Genomic DNA, 14,988 nt, shown 5'->3' on the forward strand with positions numbered 1-14,988 from the left:
TATGGCGGGTGTCAGAAGCCGGAGCCCGGTTGCTGCAAAAATTCTGCCTCTTCCGGCGTGCTGGTGCGACCTACTATGTCGTTGCGGTGCGGGAAGCGGCCAAAGCGCTCGATGATCACTTGATGGCGGCGGGCAAAGTCGGCAAATCCTGCGAAGGTCTCTTGCGCCGGTGTGCCAGTCTGTTCTGCCGCCAGTGCTTCGAACAGGGCCACGCTTCTGGCCTGCTGTTCGCGGGATTCGGCATGCTCCAGCGGCAGATAGAAGAAGACCCGCGCCAGTGGCGAGAGGGCGTTGTCTGCCCCGAGCACCAGCCCTTTCAGGCAGAGATCCCGTGCCAGCGGATCCTGGGCAAAGGCTGCTGACGTGCCGCGATGGATATTGCGCGGCAGCTGGTCGAGCAGCAGGATCAGCGCCAGCCGACCGCTGGGTATATCGGCCCAATGTGCTAGGCTGCCCTCGGCCGCAGACTGTGCCAGCTCACCGAAGCGGCTGGCCAGCAGGGCATCCGTTTCGCTGTTTTTTCCCCACCAGAGGGGGGCTTGCCGTTTGGCCCGAATAGCGTCATCGGCCTCGTCGCCAAACCAGAGATCGAGCAGAGGTTGCCAGGGTTGCATGGGAACTCCTTGAGGTGATTCAGAGGGAACCAAGATCAAATGGCTCAGGGGTGCTGCCGAAGTGGCGGCTTCTCGTTACACTGTGCCATCTTTTGCCCGAAAGACGTAACCCCCGATGGCGAGTACCGGATTCTTGGCACGGCCGATGATGGCCTGCGATCGCCATGAGGTGGCCCTGCTGACCCTGATGGTTATCGGGACCTACACCTCACTCCCGGGGTTGTTCTCACTGATATAAGGAATCTCTGATATGGCCGGAACCAGTTTGTTGGCCCTGCTCGATGATATCGCCAGCGTGCTCGATGACGTGGCGCTGATGACCAAGATGGCGGCCAAGAAGACCGCCGGGGTGTTGGGGGATGATCTCGCCCTCAACGCGGAGCAGGTCTCCGGGGTACGGGCCGAGCGGGAGCTGCCGGTGGTGTGGGCGGTGGCCAAGGGCTCATTTCGCAACAAGCTTATTTTGGTGCCTGCCGCCATCGCCATCAGTGCGCTGGTGCCCTGGCTTATCACGCCGCTCTTGATGCTGGGGGGCGCCTACCTCTGCTTTGAGGGGGCCGAGAAGCTGGCGCACAAATTCCTGCCCCATGAGGCGAACGAGGGGGAGGCACACACAGCCCCCATTCCCGATGATCTGGTCGCGTTTGAACAGCAGAAGGTGAAAGGGGCGATCCGCACCGATTTCATTCTTTCTGCCGAGATCATCGTCATCGCCCTTGGCACAGTACAGGGGGCAAGCCTCGCGCTGCAGCTCTCGGTGGTGGCTGGCATCGCCCTGCTGATGACGGTGGGGGTCTACGGGTTGGTGGGGCTGATCGTCAAGCTCGATGACATCGGTCTGCATCTGCTGCAAAAGCCCGATGGCAGCGCCCTGCGCCGCGCGGTGGGGCAGGGGCTGCTGGTGACGGCGCCCCGTCTGATGCATCTGCTGGCACTGGTCGGCACCATCGCCATGTTTATGGTGGGGGGCGGCATTCTGGTGCACGGCTGGCCTTTTGCCCATCACCTGATTGAAGGCGTAGCCGCCGTTGTTGCCACTCTGCCCACCGTGGGGGCCGTACTGGCGGCGGTGACGCCAACCCTGCTCAACGCCGTGGCCGGTGTGGTGGCGGGTCTGCTGCTGGTTGCGGTGATGACGCTGGTGAGCCGCCTTGCCCCGGCCAAGGGATAGGTGAGCTTGCGGGCTATTTTCTCTTTTTTTCCTCTCTTCATTTTTTTGCCTGCGGGATGCTCGGCTTCGGGTCCGGCGCCCGCAGGCCTGTTGCGCCTCCCGATGAAGGCCCTTGCGAGAAGCTATGTATCAACAACAGTGGAATAACGACCATATCTACCCGGGCCTCGACAGCCCCGAGCTGGAAGCGGACATGAACGCCGCCCGCCATGCGCTGGGGGAGCTGGCCAGCTATATGGCGGGTCTGGACGGGGTGCGTGGCGATGACGCCGCGCTGCTGGATTTTTTGCGGGAGGTGCGGCTGCGCGCCCGTGATATCCGGCATATCGGCTGGAATGTCGCCATTCTGGCCGCGTGTCGCGGCAGTCAGGATGCGCGGGATCCGCTGGCCAAACAGCTGGCATCTCGTGCCCGCGCCCTCAACGCCGATCTGTTCAAGACGCTGGCGCCGGTGGACGATCTGATGCTGGCGCTGCCGGAAGATCAATTCGCCGCGCTGATGAGGGATCCGCTGCTCGGCGAGGAGGCGTACCGCTTGCGCCATGAGCGTCGCTTGCAGGATCAGCGCCTGCCGGTGGCGGCGGAGCAGCTGGTGATTGGTCTGGGCACCGATGGTCTGCACGGCTGGGGCAACCTCTACAACGATCTGGTGGGCAAGATCCGCTTAACCATTGAGGGTCGCGAGATGGGGCTGGCGGAGGCGAGCAATCTGCTCTCCAGTCCGCTGCGGGCCCTGCGTCTTGAAGCCTTTGATGCCATCAGTGCCGGTTGGCAAGGGGAGCAGGAGACGGTCGCCGCCATCCTCAATGCCCTCAACGGCTGGCGGTTGGAGCTGGCTCGCCAGCGTGGTAGTGAGCGGCTGCTCGATGCGCTGGATCTCTCCTGCCACCAGAGCCATATCGAACGCACCACCCTCGATGCCCTGATGAGCGAAACCTGGCGGGCCCGTGGGCTGGGTCAGCGCGCCTTGGGATTGATGGCCGCGCGGCTTGGTATCGACGAGCTGGGGCCGGAGGATCTCTTTGCGCCGCCCCCGGCTGCCTGCAGCCGCGATATTCCTTTTGATGAGGCGATCGAGTTGATTGCCGATGCTTTTAGCCGTTTCGATCCCGAGATGGGGGCGTTTGCCCGCATGATGGCGGAGAAGGGGTGGATTGATGCGGCGCCCACGCCAAATCGCCGCACCGGCGCCTACTGCACCAAGTTTGCCGCGCCGGTGGAGCCGCGGGTCTTCGTCACCTATGCCGGCACCATGGACAACGTCATTACCCTGGCTCACGAACTGGGCCACGCCTGGCACAACTGGGTCATTCGCGATCTGCCGATGATCCAGCGCAGCTACCCCATGACGCTGGCGGAAACCGCCTCCATCTTCGCCGAAACCCTGGTGCGCAGTGCCCTGTTTGAACAGGCGCAAAGCCCGGAAGAGCAGCTTGCCATCGCCTGGGCGGAAGCCGATGGCGCCGCTACCTTCCTGGTCAATATCCCGGCCCGATTCGATTTCGAGCAGGCCTTGGTTGCCGAGCGGGCGCAGGGCTATGTGCCGGCAGAGCGGCTCAAGGCGTTGACCGACGAGGCGTGGGGGCGCTGGTATGAGGGGAGCCTGACCCGCTATCACCCCATGTTCTGGGCGGCCAAGGCGCACTTCTCCATCGCGGGGCTGGGTTTTTACAACTATCCCTATCTGTTCGGTTATCTGTTTAGCCTCGGGGTCTATCAGCAGTTGATGAGCCGCAAGGCGGCGGGGGGAGAGGGTGTGGCCGAAGCGTATCGCGCCTTGCTGCGCGATACCGGCCGGATGAGCGCCGAAGATCTGGTGGCCAAACATCTGGGGCAGGATATTCGTGAGGCCGCCTTCTGGCAGGGGAGTCTGGCACAGGTGGCGCAGGCGGTAGAACGCTTCGAGCTGCTGCCCGCCTGATTGGCTGAGCGGTGATGTGAGTAACAGGCCCCCGGACCACGAGAGTGTCCGGGGGCCTGTTTGTTATGCCTGCTCCTGCTCCGGTTTGACCGGGCCGACCAGCAATGGTTTGGTCTGGTGGGTCAGGTCCGGTTGATAGCCGTTGAAGAAGAGGTTGAGCACCACCGAGCTGATGGTGGCCAGCAGGATGCCGCTATGGACCAGTGGTTGCAGCGCCGCCGGAAAGTGCTGGAAGAAGTTCCCCGAGACCGTCGGGATCATGCCAAGACCGAGGCTGATAGCGACAATGTAAAGGTTGTGGCGGTTGCTGTTGTAATCAGCACGGGCAAGGATGCGAATGCCGGTCGCCAGCACCATGCCAAACATCACTATGCCAGCGCCCCCCAGTACGAAAGGAGGGATGGAGGCAACCATCAATGACATTTTTGGGATCAGGCCAAAGGCGAGCAGGATCCCTCCCGACATCACGCAGACCCAGCGACTCGATACCCCGGTCACGCTCACCAGCCCGATATTTTGGGAAAACGAGGTGTGGGGGAAGCTGTTGAAGACTCCGCCGACTATGGTGCCGATGGCATCGACCCGCAGCCCGCGCACTATGTCGCCGCGACTGGCCGGATGGCCGACGATGTCACCAAGGGCCAGAAACATCCCCATCGATTCGATAAAGGTGATCAGCATGATCACCGTCAGGGTGGCGATGGAGATAGGGTCGAAGGTGGGCCAACCAAAGGCGAACGGCACTATGGGGGCAAACCAGGCCGCGTCGCCGAGACTGTCGAGGCTCACTTCGCCCATACCGATGGCCACCACGAAGCCGAAGATGATCCCCAGCAGCACCGAGATATTGCTGAAAAAGCCCTTGGTGAAGCGGGTCACCAGCAAGATGAAGGCGAGCACCGCAAAGCTGGTGCTGATATAGCGCAGGCTGCCATATTCCGGATTGCCCTTGCCCCCCGCCATCCAGTCGATCCCCACCTGCATGATGCTGATCCCGATGGAGGTGATGACCACCCCGGTCACCACTGTGGGGAAGAGCGGCATCAGTCGGCCGATCAGCGGCACCAACAGGGTGGAGATGATCCCGGCGGCGATGGTGGCGCCAAAGATGCCGGTCAGCCCCAGATCCGGGTTGGCACCGATGGCCAGCATCGGCATCACGGCGGCAAAGGTGACCGACATGATGACCGGCAGCCGGATCCCGGCAAAGCGGCCAATCCCGACACATTGCAGCAGGGTGACGATGCCACAGCAGAAGAGATCTGAACTGATGAGATAGGATATTTGATCCTTGGGCAGCCCCAGACTGCCGCCAATCACCAGTGGCACCGCCACGGCGCCGGCATACATCACCAGCACATGTTGCAGGCCCAGGGTAAAGAGCTGGCCCATGGGGAGCATGCGCTCCACTTCATCCACCGGGTACTTGCGCGCACCCGGTCGGGGGGAGGGGGGATTGGTCTCGTTCATGAACACAGCACTCCTTGAAGCCTGTACAACAGGCACAGGCAAGATAGTGAAAGCCACCGCTTTCCCGGTCATTGATAGCGAGCATGGTCTGACGTACCCGATCCATCTGCAGGTGTGATGAGGGGATCTGGTGCTGGTGTGGGTCAGTGCACAAAACATGCACAACGCCGGTCATGAGCGAAAACGTTTGGCTGTAACGCCTTGTTTTTGTGGGGTGAGTCACATCCCGGCCCGATAAATGCCCTGGTCAGGGTGCGGGCGTTCGCAGCGGCATCTCAGATTGGTAAGCGTTTTATCATTATCGATCTGGCGATCTCACTTTGATAGCTGCGCCGGGGAAAGAGCCTGATGGCGCCCCCTTGCCCCAATGCGTAATCAGGGGGTGGGCGTGATCCAAAGCAAGAAAGTGCGATGTTTTGGTGGCGCACGGGGCCGCCGCTGGGGTAGTTTCGATAAAACCGACACAGATCCTGAGGTCTTATCCATGATCATCTATCTGCATGGCTTTGATGCCACCAGCCCCGGCAATCACGAGAAAGTGCTGCAGTTGCAGTTTATTGATGATGATGTGCGTTTCGTGCACTACAGCACGGTTCACCCCCGTCATGATATGAGCCACCTGCTTAAGGAAGTGAAGAAACAGCTCGACATGAGTACCGATCCCAAGCCGCTGATCTGCGGTGTGGGGCTCGGTGGTTACTGGAGTGAGCGGATCGGCTTTCTGTGCGGCATTCGCCAGGTGATTTTCAACCCCAACCTCCATCCGGCAGAGACCATGCAGGGCAAGATCGACCGGCCAGAGGAATATGATGATATAGGCACCAAGTGTGTAACTGAATTTCGTAATAAAAATTCAGGAAACTGCCTGTGCATCCTTTCCGTTCAGGATGAAGTGCGCGATAATCGGGACACTGAACGTGAATTGAAGAACTATTACGACATTGTGTGGGATGAGCGCGAGACCCATAAATTCAAGAATATCTCGCACCATCTGCAGCGGATGAAGGCCTTCAAAGAAGCTTGAATCATCACGTCGACCGATTTCGTTTTAGGGAGCCACTGGCTCCCTTTCGTTTTGAGGAACCAAGGAAAAATCATCATGATGAATATTGTCGTTGTCGGCGGCGGCGCCGGTGGTCTGGAGCTGGCCACCAGTCTGGGTCGCAAGCTGGGCAAAAAGAACAAGGCCAAGATCACTCTGGTTGATCGTAACCGTACCCACCTGTGGAAGCCGTTGCTGCATGAAGTGGCCACCGGCTCCATGGACGCGGGCATCGATGCCCTGAGCTACCAGTCCCATGCCAAGAACCACGGGTTTGATTTCCAGCTCGGCACCCTGACCGACATCCAACGCGACGAAAAGCGCATCGTGCTGGCGCCGATCCATGACGAAAATGGCGAGATCGTGGTCAATGAGCGCGCCCTGCCTTATGACATGCTGGTGATGGCCATCGGCTCTGTTTCCAACGATTTCAACACCAAGGGGATCAAAGATCACTGCATCTTCCTTGACAGCCCTTCCCAGGCCCATCGTTTCCACAACAGCATGATGAACCGCTTCCTGCAGTTCGCTACTGAATACAAATCGGGTGACAAGGTGAAAATCGCCATCGTCGGCGGTGGTGCGACCGGTGTTGAACTCTCTGCCGAGCTTTACAACGCGGTTGAGCAGCTTTATGCCTACGGCTTCAAAAACCTCACGGCCGATAGTTTGAAAGTGACTCTGGTGGAAGCGGGTCCCCGCATTCTGCCGGCCCTGCCGGAGCGTATCAGCGGTGCCGCCCATCAGGAGCTGGTCAAGCTGGGGGTCGATGTACGTACCGCCACCATGATCACCGAAGCGACCAGCGAAGGTCTGCACACCAAGGATGGCGAGCTGATTGAAGCGGATCTGATGGTGTGGGCGGCCGGTATCAAGGCGCCGGACTTCATGAAGGATATCGCTGGCCTTGAGAGCAACCGCATCAACCAGCTGGTGGTGAAAGAGACCCTGCAGACCACCCGTGACGAGAATATTTTCGTGATCGGTGACTGCGCCGCCTGCCCGCAGCCGGATGGCAAGTTTGTGCCGCCGCGCGCCCAGTCTGCCCACCAGATGGCCAGTCAGGCGTTCAAGAACATTCTGGCCAAGATGAACGGTGGCGAGATGAAGCCCTACCTCTACCACGACCACGGTTCGCTGGTGTCCCTGAGCCGCTTCTCCACCGTGGGCAGCCTGATGGGTAACCTGATGCGTGGCTCCATGATGGTGGAAGGCTACATGGCGCGTATGGTCTACATCTCGCTGTACCGGATGCACCAGGTCGCCCTGCACGGCTACGTCAAGACCGGCCTCATCATGCTGGTGGGCCGCATCAACCGGGTGCTGCGCCCGACCCTGAAGCTGCACTAAGCCTGTAGCTGGCACAGTTCAGAACGTAACAAGGAGAGACCATGGTCTCTCCTTTTTTATGGGCCCTTGTCAGGGAAAATGCTGGCTACTGGCCCAGATAGGTGCGATCGAAGAAGGTGTTGACCCAGTGGGGGCGGTAGATGGCCAGCACCGTCATCGCCATGCCGTTGAGCAGGGCTTCGGGGAACAGCAGCAACGGCCAGATGGAGAGGTAATCCGCCGTAATGGTGTGCCAGGGGTAGCTGTCACTTAGCCCCATTAGCAGCGCGCTGGCCGCCACCTTGACCGAAATGGTGATGGCGCCGCCGAGAAACGCCGCCACGAAGATATAGACAAAGAGATGGCGCGGCAGCCAGGCCCAGCTTGCCAGAAACAGCAGCCAGCTGGTGGCCACTGGCAGGGCGATACCAAGCAGCGCTTGCCAGCCGAAGTCGGCCAGATTGGTGACCCCGAAGTAGCCGAGTACCAGCAGGGTCAGGCAAGGGGCGAGCAGCGCCAGTCGCCAGCCCAGCAACAGGGTGAGGGTGGTGAGCCCGAGAAAATGTACTTCCAGCCCCTCATGCAGACCGGCCCGTAACGTCCAGAGCGGCACCAGAGCGATGGCACTGCCCAGCAACAGGTGCTGATAGAGTGGGGTGTCATGGAGGGTTTGCCACAAAGAGCGGCGCAGGCTAAAGGCCAGTAGTACCAGCCAGAGCAGGAGGGCGGCGAGTTGTCCTTCACTCATCTTGTCGTCCAGTCATGAAGTAGGGGTGAGTCCGGGCGGCCTTCCTGACCTGCCCATAGCAAAGCAGGCTGACGAGTCAGCCTGCTTTCACCATCAATATTTGACGTTGTCGTGGTACTTGCCGAGGATGCCCTTGACCCGTTCCATGACCTCTTTGCTGGGGGGCTTGATCCCGCTCAGCTCGTAAGGGTCGCCCAACACATCCCACTTGTGTTTGCCCAGCTCGTGGTAGGGGAGCAGTTCGATCTTCTCGACGCTCTCTCCCAGCTCGGCGATAAACTGACCGAGCCCTTCGGCGCTCTCGTCATCGTCGCTCCAGGTCGGTACCACCACGTAGCGGATCCAGATAGTCTTGCCTTTGGCCGCCAGATAGCGGGCAAATTCCAGGGTATAACGGTTGCTGACGTGGGTCAGTGGAATGTGTTTCTCGTCATCGATCTGCTTGATGTCGAGCAGTACCAGATCGGTCTGTTCGAGCAGCTTGTCGACCTGTTCATCGAGATGACGGACGAAGCCGTTGGTGTCGAGGCAGGTGTGAATACCCTGCTCTTTACAGGCGGCAAACAGTTCGGTGATGAAGGCCGGTTGCAGCATGGCTTCACCGCCGGAGGCGGTCACACCGCCGCCAGAAGCATTCATGAAGTGACGATAGCTGGTGATGTCCTTCATCAACTCCGGCACTGTCACTTCACGACCACCCTGGGTATCCCAGGTATCGCGATTATGGCAGTACTTGCAGCGCATCAGGCAGCCTTGCATGAATACGATAAAGCGTATTCCCGGACCATCGACAGTGCCGCAGGTTTCAACGGAATGGATCCGGCCAAGGGTGCCTTGAGATGCGGCCGGTTGGCTGATTTCAACGGCGGGGATCCGATTAATGACAGTCATAGACAACTCCAACGATTCGAGCAGGACGTTATTTTATTACATAAACCCCTATTGATCCTACACCTTTAGTCTGGCGCCCGACTGCCTAGCAGCTGCTCAAGGGCCTTGACGGTGAGCGGGCGGCTGGTGAGGTATCCCTGATAATGCTGGCATCCCAGCGCTTTGAGGATGGCCAACTGTGCCTCCTCTTCCACCCCTTCGGCGGTGACGGTAAAGCGGAATACCTGAGCCAGGTCGAGGATCGCCTTGACGATGGCGCGGTCCTGTTCGCTGTTAACCAGGGTCTGAATGAAGCTTCTGTCGAGCTTCACCTCATCGGCGGGCAGATCCCGCAGATAAGCCAGCGACGAGTAGCCAGTGCCGAAGTCATCGATGGAGATGAGGATGCCCAGCTCTTTGAGCTGGCGCATTCTGGCGATGCTCTCGAGCCGATTCTCTAGCACCACCGATTCGGTCACCTCCAGCAGCAGGCGGGAGGGGGGCACGCCGGTATCGCGCAAAATGTACTCCACCTGCTGCACGAAGCCCTGGGTGTGGAACTGGCGGGCACTGACGTTGACCGACAGATGGGGGATCTGCAGGCCACGGTTAAGCCAGAAGCTGTATTGGGCGCAGGCGGTTTTCATCACCCAGTAGCCGATCTCGAGGATCAGGCTGGTCTCCTCGGCGATGGGGATGAACTCGGCGGGCGGCACCATGGTGCCATCGCTACGCTGCCAGCGCAGCAGTGCCTCGATGCCCGACAGCGAGCCATTGTCGACCCGGTATTGCGGCTGGTAGTGCAATTGCAGCTCGTGATGACGCAGGGCATCGCGTAGCTCATTGGTGAGGGTCAGCCGGTTCTTCTCGTGCTGGGCCATCGCTTCGGTGAAGAATACATAGTTGCCCTGACCGGCTCGCTTGGCCATGTGGGTCGCGGTGTCGGCCTGTTGCATCAGGATCAGATGATCCGTCTCGTTGCTAGAAAAGAGGCTGATCCCCACCGAGGCGCTGCAGTGCAGCTTGTGATCACCGATGTCGAACGGGGTGCGAAACAGCCCCATTAGCTCGCGGGCAAAGTGCTCGGCCAAAATTTTGGCGGTGACTTCCCCCTGCCCAAGCTGGGTAAAGAGCAGGGCAAATTCATCCCCTGAAATACGCGCCTGCACCAGATTGTCCTGGGGAAGATCCTGGAAACGCAGCACCACTGCCTGCAGCAGTTGATCGCCACAGGCGTGGCCGAGGGAGTCGTTGATCGACTTGAAGTTATCGAGATCCACCAGCAGCAGGGCTCCCCACTGACCACTGGGTTCGCTCAGGGTTTGCTGCAAAATCGTGTTGAGGCTGCGCCGATTACGCAGGCCGCAAAGCTCGTCATAGTAGGCAAGCTGCTCGATGTGCCTGGCCGCCTCTTTCTCTTGAGTGATGTCGTAGAAGCTGCAGATGAAATGGCTCAGCTCTCCCAGATCATTGTTGACGCCACTGACCATCAACCGGATTGGCAACAGGTGGCCATCCCGGTGCAGGCAACGCTCTTCCCCGAGCCAGAATGCCTGTTCGGTGACGGTGCGGCTGACATCTGCCCTCAGGTTATCCCCGTAGTAGGTGGGGCGCAGTTTGCGAATGGAGTGACCGATCACCTCAACGTCACTGAATCCGGTGATCCGGCTGAAGGAGTGGTTAACCTTGAGAACGATGCCGCTGTGATCCATCACCAGCAGACCATCGTGGGTATTGAAGGCCACTTCCGCCAGCCGCAGGGCGTCATCGGCTGCCAGACGCTGTAGCTCGATAGCGGCTCGCTCGTGCTGGCTGCTCAGCAAGTCGAGCAAGGTGTCAGGATCGCTCAGCGGCGTGTCTAGTAGCAGAGTGAGCTGCCCGATAGGAGTACTATCCGGGCCATGTAGTGGAATGCCTATATAAGCGCTGGCATTGAGGGCCAGTAAGCGGGGTGCTTTGGGGTAGCGCAATGGCAGATCTTCCACATAGATAGCCTTGCCATGCTGGAACAGCTCCATGGCAGGACCGGGATCTAGCTGGATGGGTTTGCGGGGGGGTAATGCCTCTTCGTTACAGACGTAACGGGGAATAATCCACAGTTCCTGGCCGCGGGGCTGAAACTCGCCGACCCAGCCAATCCGAGCACCGCTGGTCGCCATGGCCCAGTGAACCAGGGTTTCGCAATAACGGATCCCGGTCAGGTGATTGAGCTCGGCAGGCAATGCCAGTTCAGGATCTTGCTGTCTGGGCTGCCAGTTGCCGAGCAACTGGGCACAGTGGCGAACCAGTAACAACATATCGTCACTGAAGGGCGTGGGATCGAGATACTCCAGACTCAGCACCCCGAACAGCTTGTCTTGCTCCAGCAGGGCGCCATCGAGGCGCGAGCGCACACCGGAACTGGTCAGATAGAGGTGATTGCTCAGCATCGGCTGATGGGCTGCTTCCGAGAAGCTCAAGGATTTGCGGGTACGCAGGGCGCGGATATAGCGGCTGTCACCGCGAATGGGGTAGAGCGCCTCGACCCCCAGGGTGAACACCGGGGTGAGCTGCTCGCAGCCCAGATCGCCATTGGCCTGATAGTGCCAGAGGATGAGCCGATCGGCCCCCAAACTATCTTTAAGGGCCTCGAGCAGGAGCGCATACTGCTGCTGGCTCGCCATCTGGCTGAGGCGCGGCAGTTGCAGGGCCAGATCGGCGATGGGCTCCTGGCGAAGGTTCTGCAGACAGATGAGCCAGAAGCCATCTTGCTCGTGGGCGAGGGCGATGTGCCACCGCTGGTTGGCAAAGCGCACGGTGATCTTGCCGCCATGGCCATTGGCCAGCAGTTGTTCGATGGGCAGGCGCAGGGCATCGGGAAGCTGGGCAGGCCAGGGGGCGCGCGGCTCGTCGAGCCAGTAGAGCGGGGTTTGCATCACGTCGGTCAGGGCGACCAGCCGTTGACTGCGCAGATCCAGACGGAAAAAGAGCGGCGTCTGGAGGGCAGGAGGAAGATGACTGAGTGCGGTAGACGACATGAACAAACAACATCCTGTTAAGCAACCGTCGGGGTTGCAAGAATACTGCAAAATGGTGTGAAACAAAATTTCATTGAATTCTAAATTAGAAAAGTCTAATTTATTGCCAATTATCACGTATGAGGAGTCTTGCAGATGAAACGGATCCTGATTATCGGTGGTGTCGCGGGGGGCGCATCGGCGGCGGCTCGTGCTCGTCGTTTGAGTGAAGAGGCAGAGATCGTGATGTTCGAGCGGGGCGAGTTTGTCAGCTTTGCCAACTGCGGTCTGCCCTACCACATCGGGGGTGATATCCCCAATCGGGATGCCTTGCTGCTGCAGACCCCCCAGAGCTTCAAGCGCCGTTTCAACGTCGATGTGCGGGTGTTCCACGATGTGATTGAGATCGACAAGGCAGGCAAGACATTGCTGGTGCGCAACCTGCAAACCGGTGACGAGCAGCGCGAGCATTACGATGTGCTGCTGCTGAGCCCAGGGGCGGCACCGATCCGTCCTCCCTTCCCCGGTATCGACAGCCCCCGGGTGCATACCCTGCGCAATATCCCGGACATGGACCGCATTCTGGCGGCCCTGCACCACGAGCAGCCGCGCCACGTCACCGTGGTGGGCGGCGGCTTTATCGGGCTGGAGATGATGGAGGCGCTGCACCAGCGCCAGCTGGATGTCACCCTGCTGGAGCTGGCTGATCAGGTGATGGCGCCGGTGGACAAGGAGATGGCCAACATGCTCCATGCCCGCATCCGTGAAGAGGGGATCGATCTGCGCCTGCGCACCGGCCTCAGCGCCATCGAGAGTCTGGATCTGCCTGTCGAGAAGACCGCTGCCGTGCCGACCGCCAACAGCGGTGGCCTGCACCTGACTCTCAATGACGGTTCACATCTTGATACCGGTCTGCTGATCCTCGCCATCGGTGTCAAACCGGAAACCCTGCTCGCCGCCAAGGCGGGGCTGGAGCTGGGCCCGCGTGGCGGTATCAAGGTGGATGCCGGCATGCGTACCTCGGATCCCTTCATCTATGCGGTGGGGGATGCGGTGGAAGAGATTGACTTCGTTACCGGCGAATCTGTGCTGATCCCGCTGGCGGGCCCGGCCAACCGGCAGGGGCGCATCGCTGCCGACAACATGCTGGGCCGCAGCGAAACCTACAAAAAAACGCAGGGCACCGCCATCTGCAAGCTGTTCGATCTGGCGGTGGCCAGCACCGGTCTCAACGAGAAGCGACTGGTACAACTGGGTCTGCCGTTCGAGAAGGTCTATGTCCACCCGGGCAGCCACGCTGGTTACTACCCCGGCGCCCATCCGGTCAGCCTCAAGCTGCTGTTTGCCCCCGATGGCAAGATTTACGGCGCCCAGGCCATCGGCAAGGATGGCATCGACAAGCGCATCGACGTGCTGGCGGTAGCCCAGCGTGCCGGTCTCACTGTGTTTGACCTGCAGGATCTGGAGCTTACCTATGCGCCGCCGTTTGGCTCGGCCAAGGATGTGATCAACATGGCCGGGTTTGTGGCGAGCAACCACCTGAAGGGGGATACCCTGCTCTGCCATGTGGCCGAGGTACAGGCTCGTAACCCCCATCAGCTGGTGGTGGATGTGCGCAACGGCCCCGAACTCGACAAGCTGGGCCGGATTCCGGGGGCGCTGCATATCCCCCTCGACGAGTTGCGTGGTCGCCTTCATGAGTTGCCCAAAGACAAAGAGCTGCTGATCAGCTGTCAGGTCGGGCTGCGTGGCCATGTCGCCTGTCGCCTGCTGAGTCAGCACGGCTTTAAAGTGAAGAACCTCTCCGGTGGCTTCAAAACCTGGCAGATGGCCACCGCCGAGTAACCGTTTTATTTCTGTGCCTGTTTGCCCCTCTCCCTTGTGCGTGCAAGATGAGGGGCTTTTTGTCTCTGCTATTCGCCCTTCTTGCATTCCCCTGGTTGCTGCAATATTTCGACACACTTTTTTTCCTGTGCCGGACAAAATTAACGTTTTGTTCAGGGGATGGGTGCTATAACCCCTGCCTCGTTCATGATGAACCGTGTAGTAGGGAGAGTGACATGCTGGATATGCTGATGGCCATTTGGCATCAGGATTTTGACGCCCTGGTTCAGATGCAGGCGGTACCCCTGCTGATCAGTTGCCTGATGCTGGTACTGCTGCTGGAGTCCGCATTCGTCTTTCTGCCTTTGCCGGGCGACAGCCTGGTCTTGCTGGCCGGCGGGTTGGTGGGCATGGGGGTGTTTGGCCCCGAAGTGACCCTCTGTCTTCTGCCGCTGGCGGCGGGGCTGGGATCCGTGTTGGCGTACTGGCAGGGACGGGCCCTGCAGCGCACCTGTTTTATGGATCATATCGAGCGGATGCTGCCCCCCGACAGCTTGCCCAAAGCGACCCGGCTGCTGAAAAAGTACGGTTTTCTGGCGATGTTCTCCTCCCGTTTCATCCCGTTCGTGCGAGTGCTGACCCCCATGTTGATGGGGATTGGTCGCCTGAGCGTGCTGCGCATGTGCGTGGCCAGCTTTGCCAGTGCCTTTATGTGGGCGCTCTGTCTCAGCCTAGTGGGCAAGCTGGCGATGAATACCCCCTTCTTCCTCCACCACAGCGAGCTGTTGACCCGGGCGCTTTTGATCACTTCGCTGGTGCTGTTTCTGGCGGCCGTCATGGCCATCCTGTTTCGCTGGTTCAAAGGCGGGGCAAAAAACCAGACCACCCACGACTAGATGACAACCCTTGCCGCACTAAACATGAGTGGGCAAGGGGGTTATCGTGCGGCAGGGGCGCTCAATTGTGCCCATCCGGGTAATGAGCTTTGTGTCGGGTGAGCAGG

The 14,988-nt window shown here is 59.9% G+C and carries 11 protein-coding genes; 6 read left to right on the plus strand and 5 right to left on the minus strand.

Annotated elements, in window-relative coordinates:
- Positions 1–11: 11 nt before the first annotated feature.
- On the minus strand, positions 12–614 hold the full coding sequence (locus BN1135_RS14220) for a DUF924 family protein (RefSeq protein ID WP_042022187.1): 603 nt from the start codon (positions 612–614) through the stop codon (positions 12–14).
- Positions 615–864: 250 nt separating this feature from the next.
- Here BN1135_RS14220 and BN1135_RS14225 point away from each other — a divergent pair, with 250 nt between their 5' ends.
- A complete protein-coding gene (locus tag BN1135_RS14225; protein ID WP_042022189.1) occupies positions 865–1,785 on the plus strand; it encodes a DUF808 domain-containing protein in 921 nt (306 codons plus the stop codon).
- A 124-nt stretch (positions 1,786–1,909) separates the two neighbouring features.
- Positions 1,910–3,706: a M3 family oligoendopeptidase gene (locus BN1135_RS14230; protein ID WP_042022192.1), complete on the plus strand. Its 1,797-nt coding sequence runs from the start codon at positions 1,910–1,912 to the stop codon at positions 3,704–3,706.
- A gap of 63 nt (positions 3,707–3,769) precedes the next feature.
- Here BN1135_RS14230 and BN1135_RS14235 read toward each other — a convergent pair whose 3' ends face one another.
- The gene (locus BN1135_RS14235) at positions 3,770–5,176 is read right to left on the minus strand and encodes a nucleobase:cation symporter-2 family protein (protein ID WP_042022194.1); all 1,407 of its coding nucleotides are present in this window, start codon (positions 5,174–5,176) and stop codon (positions 3,770–3,772) included.
- Positions 5,177–5,660: 484 nt separating this feature from the next.
- Here BN1135_RS14235 and ycfP point away from each other — a divergent pair, with 484 nt between their 5' ends.
- Complete coding sequence (ycfP, locus tag BN1135_RS14240) at positions 5,661–6,200, plus strand: alpha/beta hydrolase YcfP (protein ID WP_042022510.1); 540 nt, start codon at positions 5,661–5,663, stop codon at positions 6,198–6,200.
- A 75-nt stretch (positions 6,201–6,275) separates the two neighbouring features.
- A complete protein-coding gene (locus tag BN1135_RS14245) occupies positions 6,276–7,568 on the plus strand; it encodes an NAD(P)/FAD-dependent oxidoreductase (RefSeq protein ID WP_042022195.1) in 1,293 nt (430 codons plus the stop codon).
- A gap of 85 nt (positions 7,569–7,653) precedes the next feature.
- On the opposite strand, the gene BN1135_RS14250 is transcribed toward BN1135_RS14245, so the two are convergent.
- From BN1135_RS14250 to BN1135_RS14260, 3 genes are all read right to left on the minus strand, one after another.
- The gene (locus tag BN1135_RS14250) at positions 7,654–8,295 is read right to left on the minus strand and encodes an energy-coupling factor ABC transporter permease (RefSeq protein WP_042022197.1); all 642 of its coding nucleotides are present in this window, start codon (positions 8,293–8,295) and stop codon (positions 7,654–7,656) included.
- Between the two features lie 93 nt (positions 8,296–8,388).
- Complete coding sequence (gene pflA, locus BN1135_RS14255) at positions 8,389–9,186, minus strand: pyruvate formate lyase 1-activating protein (protein ID WP_082186804.1); 798 nt, start codon at positions 9,184–9,186, stop codon at positions 8,389–8,391.
- 65 nt (positions 9,187–9,251) lie between these two features.
- Positions 9,252–12,182, minus strand: a complete 2,931-nt coding sequence (locus tag BN1135_RS14260) for a sensor domain-containing phosphodiesterase (protein ID WP_042022199.1) — start codon at positions 12,180–12,182, stop codon at positions 9,252–9,254.
- Positions 12,183–12,317: 135 nt separating this feature from the next.
- Between BN1135_RS14260 and BN1135_RS14265 the strand changes: the two genes are divergently transcribed.
- On the plus strand, positions 12,318–14,006 hold the full coding sequence (locus tag BN1135_RS14265) for an FAD-dependent oxidoreductase (protein WP_042022201.1): 1,689 nt from the start codon (positions 12,318–12,320) through the stop codon (positions 14,004–14,006).
- A gap of 215 nt (positions 14,007–14,221) precedes the next feature.
- Positions 14,222–14,881, plus strand: a complete 660-nt coding sequence (locus BN1135_RS14270) for a DedA family protein (protein WP_042022203.1) — start codon at positions 14,222–14,224, stop codon at positions 14,879–14,881.
- Positions 14,882–14,988: the final 107 nt, after the last annotated feature.

The organism is Aeromonas sobria (assembly GCF_000820145.1).
In the GTDB taxonomy this organism is placed as follows: Bacteria; Pseudomonadota; Gammaproteobacteria; order Enterobacterales; family Aeromonadaceae; genus Aeromonas; species Aeromonas sobria.